Raw genomic sequence first — 15,979 nt, forward strand, 5'->3', positions numbered from 1 at the left:
CGCTGGCAGCTGCCGCGGGGCCATCTGGATCGACGTGCCGGCGGGTCAAGTAAAGTAATGCCCCGTCCGTTCCTATCGACAGCATTCCCCAAATGGCAGTCATGCAAAGAAAGCGCGCCACGCTGGTCGGCCTGGTCGCCGTGCTCCTGTGGAGTTCGATCGTCGGCCTGATCCGCGGCGTCAGCGAGAGCTTCGGCGCCACCGGTGGCGCGGCGCTGATGTACACGGTGGCTTCCGCGCTGCTGTGGGTCACGGTGGGTAGTGTCCGGCTGCGGGCGCTGCCGCGCGCCTACCTGCTCTGGGGCAGCGTGCTGTTCGTGTCGTACGAGCTGTGCCTGTCGCTGTCGATCGGCTACGCCAGCAGCGGCCGGCAGGCGATCGAGGTGGCCATGGTCAACTACCTGTGGCCCAGCTTCACCATGCTGGCCGCCATCCTGTTCAACCGGCAGCGTGCCAGCTGGCTGGTAGTGCCGGGTCTGCTGGTGGCCATCCTTGGTATCTGCCAGGTACTGGGCGGGGACCAGGGGCTGGATGTGGCGGGCATGGCGGCCAACGTGCGCGACAACCCGCTCAGCTACGGGCTGGCCTTTGCGGGCGCGGTGATCTGGGCGGGCTACTGCACCGTGACGGCCCGTATCGCGCAGGGCAAGAACGCCGTCACGCTGTTCTTCATGCTGACCGCGCTGGCCTTGTGGACCAAGTACCTGTTCACCGGCGGCGAAGCGATGGCGTTCAGCGTTGCCGGCGTGGTCTACCTGGCGCTGGCTGCCGGTGCGATGGGCTTTGGTTATGCGGCGTGGAATGTCGGCATCCTGCACGGCAACGTGTCGGTGCTCGCGGGTGCGTCGTATTTCATTCCGGTGCTGTCGGCCGCGCTGGCTGCCGCGCTGCTGCGTGCGCCGCTGTCCTTCGCGTTCTGGAAGGGTGCGGCGATGGTGGTTGGGGGTTCCGTCCTTTGCTGGCTGGCGACGCGCGGCAAAGGCGAGCGCGCCGCGCCACCCGCTGCGTCCAGCCAGGCGACATAGCGCGACAGAGACGAAAACAAAGGACTCAGGCCTGGCTGTTCTCGCGCAGCCGGGCCAGCACTTGCTCCGACACGGGCGCCTGCACGGCGCCGACGGCCATGTCGATCAGGTTCTCGACGGCGCGGGTCATGTCGAAGCCGCGGTTCTGGCGCCCGCGCCTGGCCTTGATGCGCTCGAAATCCGCCAGGCTGAAGATGATGAAGGCCAGGCCGGACAGATATCGCTGCCTGACGAGGCTGGCGGGCAGGCCTGACAGCGCCGCCTCCAGTATCGCCTGGGCGCGGCGAAAGCCGCGATTGGTCTCGTCGCTGGTGAACGCGACGATGTCCACATCGGGATGCATCTGCGCGGCCGCGAGGAAGCGGTTGTAGTAGTTCTCCTTGCCGCGCTCGGTCAGCCCGGTGGCCATGGGCCTGACCAGTGCCTCGATCGCGGTGCGCACGCTCGGCCGCGGGTCGCGCTGCAAGGCCTGGTCCAGGAACACATTGCGCAGCGCGTCGAACTCCTGCATGCGCCGCTGCAGGATGGCGCGGATCAGCGCTTCCTTGGAGCCGAAGTGGTAATGCAGCGCGGAGGTGTTCTTCTGCTCGGCCTCCCGGGAAATCTCGCGCATCGACACCGCATCGATGCCTTTCTCCGCATAGAGGCGCTCGGCCGTGAAGAGCAGCAGGTCAGAGCTGTTCGCCGAGACTGGCGTGCCGATCGCTTCGTCCGCTTCGAAAGCTTCGGCCGGCCCGGACTTATGGCGCACACGGGCGGGGGCTTGTTTCATCGTTCAACCTGGCAGTGAAGTCATTGCCGGCCATCGGGCACAGCGAGGGCAGCCCCGTTGGCCGGGCAGGGACAGCTTAGACATCCGCCACGATTAAATCAAGTGCTTTACTTCGGTTAAAGCACGTGCTTTACTTTGGGCAGCGCGCCGCCGGCGCCCGTTGCAGGCGAACGCCGGCCCGGCCCGCGGCGCGCCGACACTCCCCACGATACCGAGCGCAGACCTATGCAAAACATGGCATCCGGCCCGACGCGGGCCGCCCAGCTGCGGGCACTGGAAGACCTGCCCGTCGAGGATGGACTGGACGAAGAAGAGGCGAGCCGCGGCTTCATCGCCACCGTGCCCGACGCGGAAGTTCGCGACGACTATGGCCGCCTGGTGTGGAGCGTCGCCGACTACGGCTTCCTGCAGCCGGAGCAGGCGCCCGACACGGCGCATCCCAGCCTGTGGCGGCAGGCGCGGCTCAACCTGCACCACGGGCTGTTCAAGGTCTGCGACCGCATCTATCAGGTGCGGGGCTTCGATCTCGCCAACATGACGATCATCGAAGGCGACAGCGGGCTGATCATCATCGATCCGCTGACCTGCTCGGAAAGCGCCACGGTGGCGCTGAACCTGTACCTGGCGCACCGGCCGCGCAAGCCGGTGGTCGCGGTGATCTACAGCCACAGCCATTCGGACCACTTTGGCGGGGTCAAGGGCGTGGTGTCCGAAGCCGATGTCCGCGCGGGCAAGGTACACGTGATCGCGCCGGCAGGCTTCATGGAGCACGCCGTTTCCGAGAACGTGATCGCCGGGCCGGCGATGGGGCGCCGCGCGCAATTCCAGTTCGGCCACACGCTGGCGCGCAACGCCTGCTGCCAGATCGACAGCGGCCTCGGCAAGAACGTGGGGCGCGGCACCATCACGCTGATCCCGCCCACCTGGCTGATCGCGCAGGAAGCGGAAACGCACACCATCGACGGCATCGAGATCGTGTTCCAGCTGACGCCCGAGAGCGAGGCGCCGGCGGAGATGCACTTCTTTTTCCCGCAGCTGCGCGCACTGAACCTGGCCGAGAACGCGACCCGCACGCTGCACAATCTCTGTCCGCTGCGCGGCGCCCAGGTGCGCAATGCGCGGCTGTGGTCGCAGTACCTGGACCGCGCGCTCGAGCGCTATGCCCCGCACGCCGACGTGGCCTTCGCGCAGCACCACTGGCCGGCCTGGGGCACCGCGCGGCTGTCGGAATACCTGGCCCAGCAGCGCGACCTCTACAAGTACATCCACGACCAGACCGTCCGGCTGATGAACCACGGCATGACGGCAAGCGAGATTGCCGAGGTGCTGCGCCTGCCCGGCAGCCTGCGGCGCCAGTGGCACGCGCGCGGCTACTACGGCACGCTGTCGCATAACGTCAAGGCGGTCTACCAGCACTACCTGAGCTGGTATGACGGCAACCCGGCCAACCTGCATGCGCTGACGCCGGAGGCGGGTGGCAGGAAGTATGTCGAATACATGGGCGGGGCCGATGCCGTGGTCGCGCGCGCGCGCGCCGACTTCGAGCGCGGCGAGTACCGCTGGGTGGCGCAGGTGATGAACCACGTGGTCTTCGCCGAACCCGGCCACACCGAGGCGCGCGAGCTTGGCGCGGCGGCCATGGAACAGATGGGGTTCCAGGCCGAGTCCGCGACCTGGCGCAACGCCTTCCTGCTCGGCGCGCGCGAGCTGCGCCTCGGCGCCAGGGCAGTGGAGATCAAGACCGCGCGCGGCAGCGACATGGTGCGCGCAATGACCGACGAGATGTTCTTCGACTACCTCGCGGTGCGCATCAACGGCGAGCGGGCAGAAGGCATGCAGCTGCGGCTGGACTGGGTCATGACCGACACCGGCCGCAGCTACGCACTCAACCTGGAAAACAGCGCGCTCACCGTGCGCAGCGGGCGGCGGCCGGAGGCGGCGTTGGCCACCGTCAGCATGGAGCGCGCGACGCTGGACGCGATCCTGCTGCGCAAGAGCGACTTCAGCAAGGCGCTGGCGGAAGGGCGCGTCCGCGTCGACGGCGATCCGCAACAGTTCTCCGCACTGCTGGGCACGCTCGAGACCTTCGATCCTCAGTTCAATGTCATCGAGCCGTGAGCCGCGGCCACGCCCGCGCAAACGATCCCCTCACCTCAACCGAAGGATAGATAGATGAAAGCAGCAGTTCTGCACGCGCCGAAGACGCCGCTCGTGATCGAGGACATCGCCATCGCGAAGCCGGGTCCGCGCGAAGTGCTGGTACGGACGGCGGCGGTTGGCGTCTGCCATTCCGACCTGCACTTTGTCGATGGAGCCTACCCGCATCCCTTGCCGGTGGTGCTCGGGCATGAAGCCGCGGGCGTGGTCGAGCAGGTGGGTTCCGAAGTGCGCACGGTCAAGCCCGGCGACCACGTCATCACCTGCCTGTCGGCGTACTGCGGACATTGCGAGCATTGCCTGACCGGGCACCTGTCGCTCTGCATCGCGCCCGACACGCGCCGCGCCGACGATGAAGAGCCGCGCCTGATGGCTCGGCCCGGCGGCGTGATGCGCCAGTTTGCCAACCTGTCGGCATTCGCCGAGCAGATGCTGATCCACGAGCACGCGCTGGTCGCCGTGCGGCGCGACATGCCGCTCGACCGCGCCGCCCTGATCGGCTGCGCGGTCACCACCGGATTCGGCGCGGTCGCGCACACCGCCAGGGTCCGGCCCGGCGAAACCGTGGCCGTGATCGGCTGTGGCGGCATCGGCCTGGCCACCATCAATGCGGCGCAGATCGCCGGCGCCGGCCGCATCATCGCGATCGACCGCGTGCCGGGCAAGCTGGCGCTGGCGCGGGAGTTCGGCGCCACCGACGTCATCGACGCCAGCACGGCCGACGCGGTCGACGGGGTGCGCGAGATGACGGGCGGCGGCGTGCATCACGCCTTCGAGGCGATCGGGCTCAAGCAGACCACCGAGCAAGCGTTCGCGATGCTGCGCAGGGGCGGCACCGCGACCGTGATCGGCATGATTCCGCCAGGTGTCAAGATCGAGCTCAAGGGCACCGATTTCCTCGCGGAGAAGCGCATCCAGGGATCGATGATGGGATCGAACCGCTTCCCGGTCGATATGCCGCGGCTGGTGGACTTCTACCTGGCCGGCAAGCTGAAGCTGGATGAACTGATCTCGCGGCGCATGGCGCTGGCGCAGATCAACGAGGCCTTCGACGAACTGCGCCGCGGTGAACTGGCGCGCTCCGTCATTCAGTTCGAGCACTAGCGCCCTGACATCGGCGCAGACCAACGAGGAGACCACAACATGAACCTGCCCCGCTCATGCCGACGCCGCCAGGCGCTCGGCGCAGCCATCGCACTTGCCTTGCTGGCCACGCAGTCGGCTCCCGCCCATGCCGCCGGCACCTATCCCGACAAGCCGGTGCGGCTGGTGGTCGCCTTTGCCGCCGGTGGGCTGACCGACATTCTCGCGCGGACACTGGCGCAGGCGCTGAGCCAGCGCCTCGGGCAACCGGTGGTGGTCGAGAACAAGACCGGCGCCGGTGGCATCATCGGCACCAGCCTGGTGGCGAAGGCGCCCGCGGACGGCTACACGCTGCTGCTCTCCACGCCCGCGCCGCTGACCGCCTATCTCGCGCTCTACAAGCGCCTGCCGTACGATCCGCGCACCGATCTGCGCCCGGTCTCCGACATCGCCATGGCGCGCACGGTGCTGGCGGTCAATCCGTCGGTGCCCGCCAGGACCGTGGCCGAACTGATTGCCTACGGCAAGCAGAACCCGGGCAAGCTGCGCATGGGCTCGTGGGGGCAGGGCACGCTGGCCCATACGATCCAGGCATATATGGCAAAGACCTACGGCATCGACATCATGCATGTGCCATACAAGGGCGAGAGCCTGATGACCACCGACCTGCTGGCCGGGCAGGTCAACGTCACCGTCGGCAGCGTCACCATGCTGCAGCCGTATTTCGCGAGCGGCAAGCTGCATCCGCTCGCCGTGACCGGGACGAACCGCGCGAAGCGCTTGCCGGACGTTCCCACGTTCGCCGAGGCCGGCTACGCCGATCCGTCCTATCGAGTGGTGTCGCCGATGACGCTGCTGGTGCCGGCCAGGACGCCGCAGGCCATCGTTGACCGGCTCGGCAAGGAAGTCTCGAAGCTGGTCAACAGCGAGCCCCTGGGCGCGCAGATCGAGGCGATGGGCGCGGAGCCGGTCGGTAACCTGCCCGACCAGGCCGAAGCTGGCTATAAAGCGCTCTTGCCGGTCATGCTGAAGCTGACGGCCGATACCGGCGTTACCCTGGACTGAGCCACGCAGTGTTCCGGCAGCGGTGTGCCGCGGCCGGGTGGCGATTCCCTCCGACCTGGATGAATGGATATGGAAACGATCGAAAGTATGGATCTGCCCCTGCAAGGGGTACGGGTGCTCGACCTGTCGCGCGTATTCGCCGGGCCCCTGTGCGGCCAGGTGCTGGCCGATCTTGGCGCCGAAGTGATCAAGGTCGAACACCCCGGCCGCGGCGACGATACCCGCGACTGGGGCATGCGCGTGGGCGAAACCGAGACGACCTACTTCAACAGCATGAACCGGAACAAGCGCTCGGTCACGCTGGATCTGCAAAGCCCCGATGGCCTGAAGATCGTGCGAGAGCTGCTGCCGCAATGCGATGTCGTGATCCACAACTTCAAGACCGGCGGCGCCGAGAAGCTGGGGGTCGGCTACGCGCAGCTCAAGGCGATCAAGCCAGACCTGATCTACTGTGCGGTATCCGGCTACGATACCAGCGGTCCCGAAGCCGCCCGGCCAGGCTACGACCTGGTGATCCAGGCGGAAGCCGGCCTGATGGCATTGAATGGCGAGGCGACCCAGCCGCCGCTCAAGTTTGGCGTCGCGGTGGTGGACCTGATGACGGGCATGTACGCGGCGCAGGCGGTGCTGGCTGCGCTGTTCCGTCGCGAGCGCACCGGCAAGGGCCAGATGGTCGAGATGGCGCTGTATGACTGCGGGGTGATGGTCACGGGCTACTACGGCCTCGACGCGATGCTGCTCGGCCGCGACCCGGCGCGCTTTGGCAATGCGCATCCTTCGATCGTGCCGTATGGCATGTTCGATGCCGCCGACGCGCCGCTGATCATCGCGGTGGGCAACAACGCGCAGTTCGAGAAGTTCTGCCGGCAGGTGGTGGAGCGCCCCGACATCGTCGAGGATCCGCGCTACGCCACCAACGTAGCGCGGGCCAGCAACCGCGAGACCCTGACACCGCTGATCGTCGAGGTGATCCGCGGCTTCCCCCGGGACCTGCTGCTGGAACGCATGTCCGCCTGCGGTATTCCCTGCGGCAAGGTGGCGGGGTTGCATGAGGCGCTGACCAGCGAACGCACGCGCCGTAGCGGGCTGCTGCGCGAGATGCCGCATCCGGTGGCGGGAACCACGCACGTGTTCGCGCCGCCGTATCGGCTCGACGGCTGCCGCCTGCCGATCCGGTCCGCCCCGCCGACGCTTGGCGAGGGTACGCGGGAGATCCTGGAACAGCTGCTGGAAATGAGCGACGCGCAGCTGCGGGCGTTGCAGGCACAGGGTGTGCTGACGCTGCCGGATACGGTGCGTGGTGCTTGAGGCTGCCCAGCCTACCGCGTGTCGCCCGCCAACCCCAGCGCCCGTTCGATACACCGGATGATCTCGGTATCCTCGAACGGCTTGCCGATAAAGCACGCCGCCCCGGCCGCCTGCGCGCGCGCTTCATAGCCCTGCCTGTCGAAGGCGGTCATGAAGATCACCGGCATGCGCAGGCCGCGCGCGCGCAGCGCGGCGCTGAGCGCGAAGCCGTTCATGCCCGGCATCTGCACGTCCGCGATCACGCAGGCAATGCCGCCGAGCGACGGCGATGCCAAGAGCTGCGCCGCGCCGGGGTAGAGCTCCACGGCCAGGCCGAAGGCGCGCAGCAGCCGCCCCATGGCGTGCCGTACGGCGGCGTCGTCGTCGACGATGGCAATCACGGGCGTGGCATTCACGCGAACTCCTCGAACAGGCGTGCGCGTTGGCAGGGGTCACGCACGCCCCCTTGCTGCGTGGGCGGCACTAGAAGGTGTGCCGCAGCCCCAGCGCAAACGTCTGCGGATCGGCGCCGGCGCGGATGCCAAGGTCGTTGATGGCGAAGTCGTAGATCGCGTTGTCGGCGTTGTCGATGCGGCTGTAGTAGGCATACAGCGCGGTGCGGCGCGACAGTGGATAGTCGTAGCCGACCGTGAACTGCGTGGCATGGGTCTGCGCGCCGCTGCGGAAGAAGCCGATGGTATCCGCCGACGAACCGGTGCCGTTGGCCGCGTAGGCCACGCCGATGCGCACGCTGCCGGTGCCGACTTGCTGCACCATCGACGCGTAGTAGGCGTTGCGCTGCAGGTCGCCGGTATCGGTGCGGTAGTGCAGGTGTTCGACCACCGCGGCCAGGCGCGTGCCGGGCAGCAGCTGCCACGCCACGCCGGCCTTGAGCGCGTCGTCGTTGCGGCCGGCGGCCTGGTAGTGCTGGTGGCGCTCCCAGGTCAGCGTCGCGTTGAGCGGGCCGCGCTCGTAGACCGCCGCCACCGAGTACAGCGCGGGATTGCGCGCGACGGTGGTTTTCTCCTCGGGCAAGCCCCAGCCCAGCCACAGGCTGACGCCGGCCCAGCGCGGCGTGCGGTACTGCACGATGTTCTTCTGGCGCCGGTCGAACGAACTGGTGTTTTCCACGTTGTCGGTGCTGGAGGCCGAGCCGTTGCCGATCAGCGCCATATAGCCCGCGGTGGTCGGGTAGTACGGGTCGTAGCCCATGGTGGCCTCGGTGTAGGGCGTGTGCCAGTGGCCCAGGAACAGCAGGCCATGGCTGCCCTGCAGGCCGATGCGCGAATTGCGGCTGGCGATCTGGCCCTGGCCGGAATCGAGCGACAGCGCGCTTTCGACCTGCCATACGGCCTTGAGCGCGCCGCCCAGGTCTTCTTCGCCACGCAGGCCGATTACCGAGCGGTTGTTGTTCAGGCGCACGACACTGCCGAGGGCGGTGCCGTCGGTCGCGGTGCTGGCGTGGCTGTACTCGAGCGACGTGTTCAGGCGGCCGTAGACGGTGACGCTGCCCGCCGCCAGCGCGGGCGCGCACAGCACTGCGCAGCATGCACCCAGCAGCGCGCGGACGGCCGGGCTAGTGCGCGGCATCGTCGGCGGGCGTCTTGCTGGCGGCGTTCAGCGTCGGGCCGGGCGTGCCGGTGATCTTGGGCATGCACTCGGCATGGAACCATGCGGCGGTCACCGGTTCGCCGGCCAGCATGCGCTTGATCGGCGGCACCACCTGTTCGCCGATCAGCATGCCGAGCAGGCCGACCAGCGCCACCACCGGCGGGGCGGGTGAGCGGACCTGCATCAGCGCGTAGATGATGCCGACCAGGATGCCGGCGGCCAGGGAGACGAGGTAGAGCTTCATGGGGATTCCCGGTGAGGTTGGCAGGTCAGTGCGGCGCCGGCGGTGACGCGCTTGGCCCCGCTGTTGATCCATCAGGCAGCCCCACACCCAGCAGGTGCCGCACGCGCGGCGGCGTCTCGCGCGCATGGAAGCGCGTGATTTCGCGCTGCAGGTCGGCATCGGCGTGCGGCACGCGGCGGTGCTGGCGCAGGTGCTCGGCCCAGGACTCGACCAGGAACCATTCGGTCAGCAGCTCCGTATCGGCGGGGTCTTCCATCACGCCCCAGTTGAAGGCACCGTCGCGCAGCCGTTCTTCCGACAGCTTGTGCACCGCGCGCAGGAAGGCATCGCGGTCTTCCGCGCGGACGCAATACTCGATCAGCACCATCACCGGGCCGCGGTCATGCGCGATCTCGTCGGCGCCTTCCGGCTCCGGCCAGTGCTGCGCGGGGCCGAGGTCTTCCTCGCCGCGCGGCAGCCGCAGCCGGTGCAGCAGCAGCGCCGCCGCCAGCAAGCCACCGGCGGCGACCAGCAGCCCGCCGGAGATGCCCAGCGCCTGCGCCACGAAGCCCCATACCAGGCTGCCGGCAGCCATCGCGCCGTTGAACACCATCTGGTAGACCGCCAGCGCGCGTCCGCGCACCCAGTTGGGCAGGATCGCCTGCGCCACGCCGCCCAGCGTGGTCAGCGCGGTGATCCACGCCGCGCCGAGAAACAGCAGCAGCGGCAGCGCCAGCCACACCGGCGGCGCGACGCACAGCGCCGCCATCACCGCCGCGGTGACGATGGCCGACAGCAGCACCATGCCGTCGGCATCCAGGCGCCGCTGCAGCCGCGGCATCACCAGCGCGCCGAGGATGGCGCCGAGGCCGACCGCGCCCAGCAGCACGCCATAGAGGCTGGCGCCGCCCTGCAGCAGTTGCTTTGCCACCAGCGGCAACAACGCCCAGATGCTGCTGCCGAAGGCGAAATGCACCGCCGCGCGCGCCAGCACGACATGCAGCTTGCTATGCGCGCGGGTAAAGCGCAGCCCGGCGCGGAACGCCCCCAGGAAATGCTCGCGCAACGGGTCGGCGGGGCGCTGCGGGCGCTTCCACCACAGCAGCGCGGCAATCACGAAGACATAGCTGACCAGGTCCACGCCATAGGTCGTGGCCGCGCCGAACGCCGCCAGCAGCAGGCCGCCGGCGGCAGGGCCGATCGCGCGCGCGATATTGACGCCGAGGGCATTGAGCGCGACCGCGCGCTTGAGCTCGTGCTGCGGCACCAGTTCCGGCACGATCGATTGCCAGGTGGGCCCCATCATTGCCGCGCCGATGCCGCCGAGGAAGGCCATGCCGATCAGAATCTCGATCGTCAGTGCCTGGCGCCAGGCCAGCACCATCAGCGTGCCGCTGACCATGGCCAGCCCCACCTGCACCGCGATCAGGAAGCGCCGGCGGTCGAGGATGTCGGACAGCACGCCGGCCGGGATCGCCAGCAGGAACACCGGCAGCGTGGCCGCGGCCTGGATCGTGGCGACTGCGGCGGGAGAAGTGGACAGGTCGGTGGCCAGCCACGCGCTGGCCACATCGCGCATGAAGCTGCCGATATTGCCGAGGATGGTCGCGGCCCACAGCACCGCGAAAGTGGCCTGCGCCAGCGGCGCGAAGGTGCCGCCATTGGTGCCGCCGTTGGCGGGCGTGGGCGTGGGACGGAGTGCTTGTTCGGCCATGCCGGTCACCGCTCCGTTTGCGCAAGCTGCGTGCGCAGCGCGCGTTCGCGCAGGTCATGCCAGGCCACCAGCACGAAGCCGCCCACCAGTCCCAGGTGCTCGAAGAAGGCATTGGCCATCATGAATTGCGCGTCGGGCGGCGCCTGCCAGAAGCGGTTGGCGACGAAGGTCGCGGCCAGCGTGAACGCCGCCAGCGCCAGGGCGCCCAGCCAGCGGCGCCAGCCCAGCAGGATCATGGCGCAGGCGCCCAGCTCCAGCACGATGGTGGCGATCGCCATCGGCACCGCCGGCGACAGGCCGAAGTGCTGCATTTCAGCAATCGCGCCGCGGAAGTCCGCCAGCTTGACCAGACCGCCCTGCAGGTAGGCTGCGCACAGCAGCAACAGCGCGAGCCAGTGCAGCCAGCGCGGCAGCAGGAGCGTGGAGGCGCCGGCGGAGGCCGGCGTCAGCGTGGTGGTCGGTTCAGGCATGGCCGGTCTCCGGGTGGGGGCGTGGTGAGTGTGGGTGGTGTCCGGGATCAGAACGCCCAGCACGAGCAGCCGAGCGCGCCCCAGAAGGTGCTTTCGTCCGAGGTCGGCACGCTGGAAGTCCAGGCCCTGGCATGCGCATGGCCGTGCACGCCGCAGCTGCTGGCGCAGCCGCACGCGGTGTTCATCGCCAGCTTGCGTGCCTGCGGCCGCGGCTGGTAGCCGCCCACATGCCGCACCGGCGACCAGTCCGGCATCGGCGGCGGGATCTGCGGCGACAGCTTGCTGAAGTCGCCGTCGGCATAGACCACCTTGCCGCCAAGGACGGTCAGCACCGAGGCGATGTCCTGGATCTCTTCGCCCGGCACGCTGAAGTAATCCGCCGACAGCACCGCCAGGTCGGCCAACTGGCCCACCTTGATCTGCCCCTTCTTGCCGACTTCGGACGAGAACCAGGTATTGGCCTCGGTCCACAGCCGCAGCGCGGTCTCGCGGTCGAGCAAGTTGGCCTGCGGGTACATCGGCATGCCGCCCACGGTCTTGCCGGTGGTCAGCCAGTACAGCGACACCCACGGGTTGTACGAGGCCACGCGCGTGGCATCGGTGCCGGCGCCGACCTTGACGCCTTTCTCCAGCATCTTCTTCACCGGCGGCGTCGCTTCGGCCGCGCGCGCGCCGTAGCGCTCGACGAAATACTCGCCCTGGTACGCCATGCGGTGCTGCACGGCAATGCCACCGCCGAGCGCGGCAATGCGGTCGATATTGCGGTCGGAGATGGTCTCGGCGTGGTCGAAGAACCAGTTCAGGCCATCGAACGGAATGTCCTTGGCGACCTTCTCGTAGACGTCGAGCGCGCGCGAGATGGTCTGGTCATAGGTGGCATGCAGCCGCCACGGCCAGCGCTTTTCCGCCAGCAGGCGGATCACCGGCTCCAGGTCGGCTTCCATCGACGGCGCCATCTCGGGGCGCTCGACGCGGAAGTCCTCGAAGTCGGCCGCGGTGTAGACCAGCATCTCGCCGGCGCCGTTGTGGCGGTAGAGGTCGTCGCCCTGGCCCGGCCGGACCTTCGCGGTCCAGGTCTTGAAGTCGTTGAGCTCTTCCTTGGGCTTCTGCGTAAACAGGTTGTAGGCGAGCCGCACCGTCAGCTGGCCTTCCTTGTGCAGTTCCTCGATGATGCTGTAGTCCTCGGGATAGTTCTGGTAGCCGCCGCCCGCATCGATCACGCCGGTGACGCCCAGCCGGTTCACCTCGCGCATGAAATGGCGGGTCGAATTCTTCTGGTACTCCGGCGGTAGCTTCGGGCCCTTGGCCAGCGTCGCGTACAGGATGGTCGCGTTGGGCTTGGCCAGCAGCAGGCCGGTGGGATTGCCGCGCGCATCGCGCACGATCTCGCCGCCCGGCGGATTCGGCGTGTCCCTGGTGTAGCCCACCGCGCGCAGCGCGGCGCCGTTCAGGATGGCGCGGTCGTACAGGTGCAGGATGAACACCGGCGTGTCGGGCGCCACGGCGTTCAGTTCCTCGATGGTCGGCAGGCGCTTCTCGGCGAACTGGTGCTCGGTGAAGCCGCCTACCACGCGCACCCATTGCGGCGCGGGGGTGCGCGCCACCTGATCCTTCAGCATCCGCATCGCATCGGCCAGCGAGCGCACGCCGTCCCAGCGCAGCTCCATGTTGTAGTTCAGGCCGCCGCGGATGATATGCATATGGCTGTCGATCAGCCCGGGAATGGCCCGCCGGCCATTCAGGTCGATGACCTTGGTCTGCGCCCCGGCCAGCTTCATGATGTCCTGGCGCGTACCCACGCCGACAAAGCGGCCGTCACGCACGGCCACGGCATCGGCCTGCGGATTGGACTTGTCGAGCGTGGCGAACTTGCCGTTGACGAGGATGAGGTCGGGGGTGCCTGGTGACATGGCGAAGATCTCCGAGGAGGCGCTCGCGCCGAGCGCGGCGGCGGAGGCGATGAATTGCCGGCGGGTGACTGACATAATCTCAGGCGTTCAGGAAGGCCAGCAGGTCGGCATTGACCTGGTCGGCGTTGATCACGCACATGCCGTGCGAAGCGCCCGGGTAGACCTTCAGCGTGGCGTCCTTGACGATCTCGGCCGACAGGCGCGCCGAATTGCCGATCGGCACGATCTGGTCGTCGTCGCCATGCAGGATCAGCGTCGGCACGTCGATCTTCTTCAGGTCCTCGGTGTAGTCCACCTCCGAGAACTCGCGGATGCAGGCGTACTGGCCGACGATGCCGCCGGCCATGCCCTGCGCCCAGAACGCATCGATGGTGCCCTGCGAGACCTTGGCGCCGTCGCGGTTGAAGCCGAAGAACGGCACCGCCAGGTCCCGGTAGAACTGCGAGCGGTTGTCGGCGACGCCCTTGCGGATGCCGTCGAACACCGCCATCGGCAGGCCGTTGGGGTAGGCCGTGGTCTTCAGCATCACCGGCGGCACCGCGCCGATCAGCACGGCCCTGGCCACGCGCCTGGTGCCGTGGCGGCCGATGTAGTGCGCGACCTCGCCGCCGCCGGTGGAGTGGCCCACCAGCGTCGCATCCTGCAGGTCCAGCGCGTCCAGCAGCGCCGCCAGGTCGTCGGCATAGGTGTCCATGTCGTTGCCGTGCGCGGGCTGGTCCGAGCGGCCGTGGCCGCGGCGGTCATGGGCGATCACGCGGAAGCCCTGCTGCACCAGGAACAGCATCTGCGCATCCCAGGCGTCGGCATTGAGCGGCCAGCCGTGCGAGAACACGACCGGGCGGCCCGAGCCCCAGTCCTTGTAGAAGATCCGGGTACCGTCTTTGCTAGCAATAAAGCTCATGGTTCACCTTTGCGATGGAGAAGGACGACAGGAGGCGGCGAGATCGCCAGGCTTAGCGGGCCGGCACCGGCGCGATCGACTCGTGCGGCGTGGCGGTGCGTTGCGGCGCCTTGTGGACCATGGTGTAAGCGTAGTCGACGCCCATGCCGTAGGCACCGGAATGCTCCTTGACCAGCTTCATCACCGCGTCATAAGTGTCGCGGTGGGCCCAGTCGCGCTGCCATTCCAGCAGCACCTGCTGCCAGGTCACCGGCACGGCGCCGGCCTGCACCATGCGCTGCATGGCGTAGTCGTGCGCTTCCTTGCTGGTGCCGCCGGAGGCATCGGCCACCATGTAGATCTCGTAGTTGCCTTCCAGCATCGCGCACAGCGCGAAGGTGGTGTTGCAGACCTCGGTCCACAGGCCGGCGACGATCACCTTGTTGCGGCCGTTGGCCTTGAGCGCGTCGCGCACTTTCTGGTCGTCCCACGAATTCATCGAGGTGCGCTCCAGGGTCTTCTGCTCCGGGAACACGTCCAGCAGTTCCGGATAGGTAAAGCCCGAGAACGACTCGCTCTCGACGGTGGTGATGGTCGTCGGGATATTGAAGATCCTGGCCGCCTTGGCCAGGCCGACCACGTTGTTCTTCATGGCCTGCCGGTCCATCGACTGCACGCCGAAGGCCATCTGCGGCTGATGGTCGATGATGATCAGCTGGCTGTTCTGCGGGGTGAGGACTTCGAGCTTCGGGTTGGACATGGTGTCGTTCCTTGGGAACAGGGTTGAGCCCGGGTGCGGTCCTTGCTTCAACGCAAGGCCGCAACGCGGGAGGGGGGCGGAGCAGGGCGGCGGGGTTGCGTGAGCGCAGCGCTGCCGCAGGGAAGACTAGTCGGTGTGGGCGCCAACGCAAATCGGATGTTCGTATTACCCGGCGGCCGCGCCGATGCCCCGGCGTGGTGCGCCGTGCACGGCGTACGCGCCATCACCGCACCCGCCCGCGACTAACACCATGGTATGGGTGCCCGGTGCGTCACTGCCGTGACCCCATGCCGGTCCTTGCGATGACATGCCCGCTGGTTATAATCCGCAACACCTTTCCGAGCGCACTGGAGATCTGACCGTGACATCACCGAGCCTGGAGCCAGCCGACACCAGTGCGAACGATGACGCGACGGTGCTGGTGGTCGACGACGATGCCGCGCTGCGCCGGGCGCTGGGCAACCTGTTCCGCTCGGTCGGGCTGAACGTGGCGCTGTTCGCCTCGGCCGCCGAACTGCTGGCAACGCCCTTGCCCGATACGCCATGCTGCCTGCTGCTCGATGTCAGGCTGCGCGGGCAGAGCGGGCTCGACCTGCAGGCGCGGCTGGGCCAGCTGGGCGTCCATATCCCCATCATCTTCATGACCGGCTATGGCGATATCGCCATGACGGTCGCGGCGATGAAGGCCGGCGCCGAAGACTTCATGCCCAAGCCGTTCCGCGACCAGGACCTGCTCGACGCGGTCGCCGCGGCGCTGGAAAAAGACCGGCTGCGGCACCAGGGACTGCGCCAGCTCGAGTCGTTGCGCGCCAGCTACCAGTCGCTGACGCCGCGCGAAGGCGAGGTCATGGGCCTGGCCGTGGCCGGGCTGCTCAACAAGCAGATCGCCGCACAGATCGGCATCAGCGAGGTGACGGTGAAAATCCACCGCGGCCAGGCCATGCGCAAGATGAAGGCGCGCACCTTTGCCGAGCTGGTGCTGATGGCGCAGCACCTGGGCCTGTGCAAGGTCGGCGGCTGAG

15 protein-coding genes are annotated in these 15,979 nt (G+C 68.1%); 6 read left to right on the plus strand and 9 right to left on the minus strand.

The window, feature by feature from the left end:
- The first annotated feature begins 101 nt into the window (after positions 1–101).
- Positions 102–1,025 carry an aromatic amino acid DMT transporter YddG gene (gene yddG / locus A2G96_RS23000; protein ID WP_062804098.1) on the plus strand — a complete coding sequence of 308 codons (924 nt, stop codon included), beginning with the start codon at positions 102–104 and terminating at the stop codon, positions 1,023–1,025.
- A gap of 25 nt (positions 1,026–1,050) precedes the next feature.
- Here yddG and A2G96_RS23005 read toward each other — a convergent pair whose 3' ends face one another.
- Positions 1,051–1,797, minus strand: coding sequence for a TetR/AcrR family transcriptional regulator (locus A2G96_RS23005; RefSeq protein ID WP_082819073.1), 747 nt, complete (start codon positions 1,795–1,797; stop codon positions 1,051–1,053).
- Positions 1,798–2,031: 234 nt separating this feature from the next.
- Here A2G96_RS23005 and A2G96_RS23010 point away from each other — a divergent pair, with 234 nt between their 5' ends.
- The 4 genes from A2G96_RS23010 to A2G96_RS23025 all read left to right on the plus strand — a co-directional run bounded on the left by A2G96_RS23010 (position 2,032) and on the right by A2G96_RS23025 (position 7,410).
- Positions 2,032–3,915, plus strand: coding sequence for an alkyl/aryl-sulfatase (locus tag A2G96_RS23010; protein ID WP_231909725.1), 1,884 nt, complete (start codon positions 2,032–2,034; stop codon positions 3,913–3,915).
- Positions 3,916–3,969: 54 nt separating this feature from the next.
- Positions 3,970–5,058 carry a Zn-dependent alcohol dehydrogenase gene (locus tag A2G96_RS23015; RefSeq protein WP_062802540.1) on the plus strand — a complete coding sequence of 363 codons (1,089 nt, stop codon included), beginning with the start codon at positions 3,970–3,972 and terminating at the stop codon, positions 5,056–5,058.
- A 39-nt stretch (positions 5,059–5,097) separates the two neighbouring features.
- On the plus strand, positions 5,098–6,102 hold the full coding sequence (locus tag A2G96_RS23020) for a Bug family tripartite tricarboxylate transporter substrate binding protein (RefSeq protein WP_062802541.1): 1,005 nt from the start codon (positions 5,098–5,100) through the stop codon (positions 6,100–6,102).
- 87 nt (positions 6,103–6,189) lie between these two features.
- The gene (locus A2G96_RS23025; RefSeq protein WP_417926439.1) at positions 6,190–7,410 is read left to right on the plus strand and encodes a CaiB/BaiF CoA transferase family protein; all 1,221 of its coding nucleotides are present in this window, start codon (positions 6,190–6,192) and stop codon (positions 7,408–7,410) included.
- Positions 7,411–7,421: 11 nt separating this feature from the next.
- Here A2G96_RS23025 and A2G96_RS23030 read toward each other — a convergent pair whose 3' ends face one another.
- From A2G96_RS23030 to A2G96_RS23065, 8 genes are all read right to left on the minus strand, one after another.
- Positions 7,422–7,805 carry a response regulator transcription factor gene (locus tag A2G96_RS23030; protein WP_082819074.1) on the minus strand — a complete coding sequence of 128 codons (384 nt, stop codon included), beginning with the start codon at positions 7,803–7,805 and terminating at the stop codon, positions 7,422–7,424.
- Positions 7,806–7,872: 67 nt separating this feature from the next.
- On the minus strand, positions 7,873–8,979 hold the full coding sequence (locus tag A2G96_RS23035; protein WP_062802543.1) for a porin: 1,107 nt from the start codon (positions 8,977–8,979) through the stop codon (positions 7,873–7,875).
- Positions 8,966–9,244 (minus strand): XapX domain-containing protein, encoded by a 279-nt coding sequence (locus A2G96_RS23040; RefSeq protein ID WP_062802544.1) that lies wholly within the window; start codon positions 9,242–9,244, stop codon positions 8,966–8,968. The genes A2G96_RS23035 and A2G96_RS23040 overlap by 14 nt, the downstream gene beginning before the upstream one ends.
- A gap of 25 nt (positions 9,245–9,269) precedes the next feature.
- Positions 9,270–10,937: an MFS transporter gene (locus tag A2G96_RS23045; RefSeq protein WP_062804100.1), complete on the minus strand. Its 1,668-nt coding sequence runs from the start codon at positions 10,935–10,937 to the stop codon at positions 9,270–9,272.
- Positions 10,938–10,942: 5 nt separating this feature from the next.
- Positions 10,943–11,407, minus strand: a complete 465-nt coding sequence (locus A2G96_RS23050) for a DoxX family protein (RefSeq protein WP_062802545.1) — start codon at positions 11,405–11,407, stop codon at positions 10,943–10,945.
- A 47-nt stretch (positions 11,408–11,454) separates the two neighbouring features.
- A complete protein-coding gene (locus A2G96_RS23055; RefSeq protein ID WP_197672316.1) occupies positions 11,455–13,317 on the minus strand; it encodes an amidohydrolase in 1,863 nt (620 codons plus the stop codon).
- A gap of 79 nt (positions 13,318–13,396) precedes the next feature.
- Entirely contained in the window at positions 13,397–14,218 is an 822-nt protein-coding gene (locus A2G96_RS23060; RefSeq protein ID WP_062802547.1) for an alpha/beta fold hydrolase, read from the minus strand.
- Between the two features lie 52 nt (positions 14,219–14,270).
- Entirely contained in the window at positions 14,271–14,957 is a 687-nt protein-coding gene (locus A2G96_RS23065) for a hydrolase (protein ID WP_062802548.1), read from the minus strand.
- Positions 14,958–15,318: 361 nt separating this feature from the next.
- Between A2G96_RS23065 and A2G96_RS23070 the strand changes: the two genes are divergently transcribed.
- Complete coding sequence (locus tag A2G96_RS23070; protein WP_062802549.1) at positions 15,319–15,978, plus strand: response regulator transcription factor; 660 nt, start codon at positions 15,319–15,321, stop codon at positions 15,976–15,978.
- The last annotated feature ends 1 nt before the right edge of the window (position 15,979 follow it).

Origin of the sequence: Cupriavidus nantongensis (genome assembly GCF_001598055.1) — a bacterium.
Taxonomy (GTDB): Bacteria; Pseudomonadota; Gammaproteobacteria; order Burkholderiales; family Burkholderiaceae; genus Cupriavidus; species Cupriavidus nantongensis.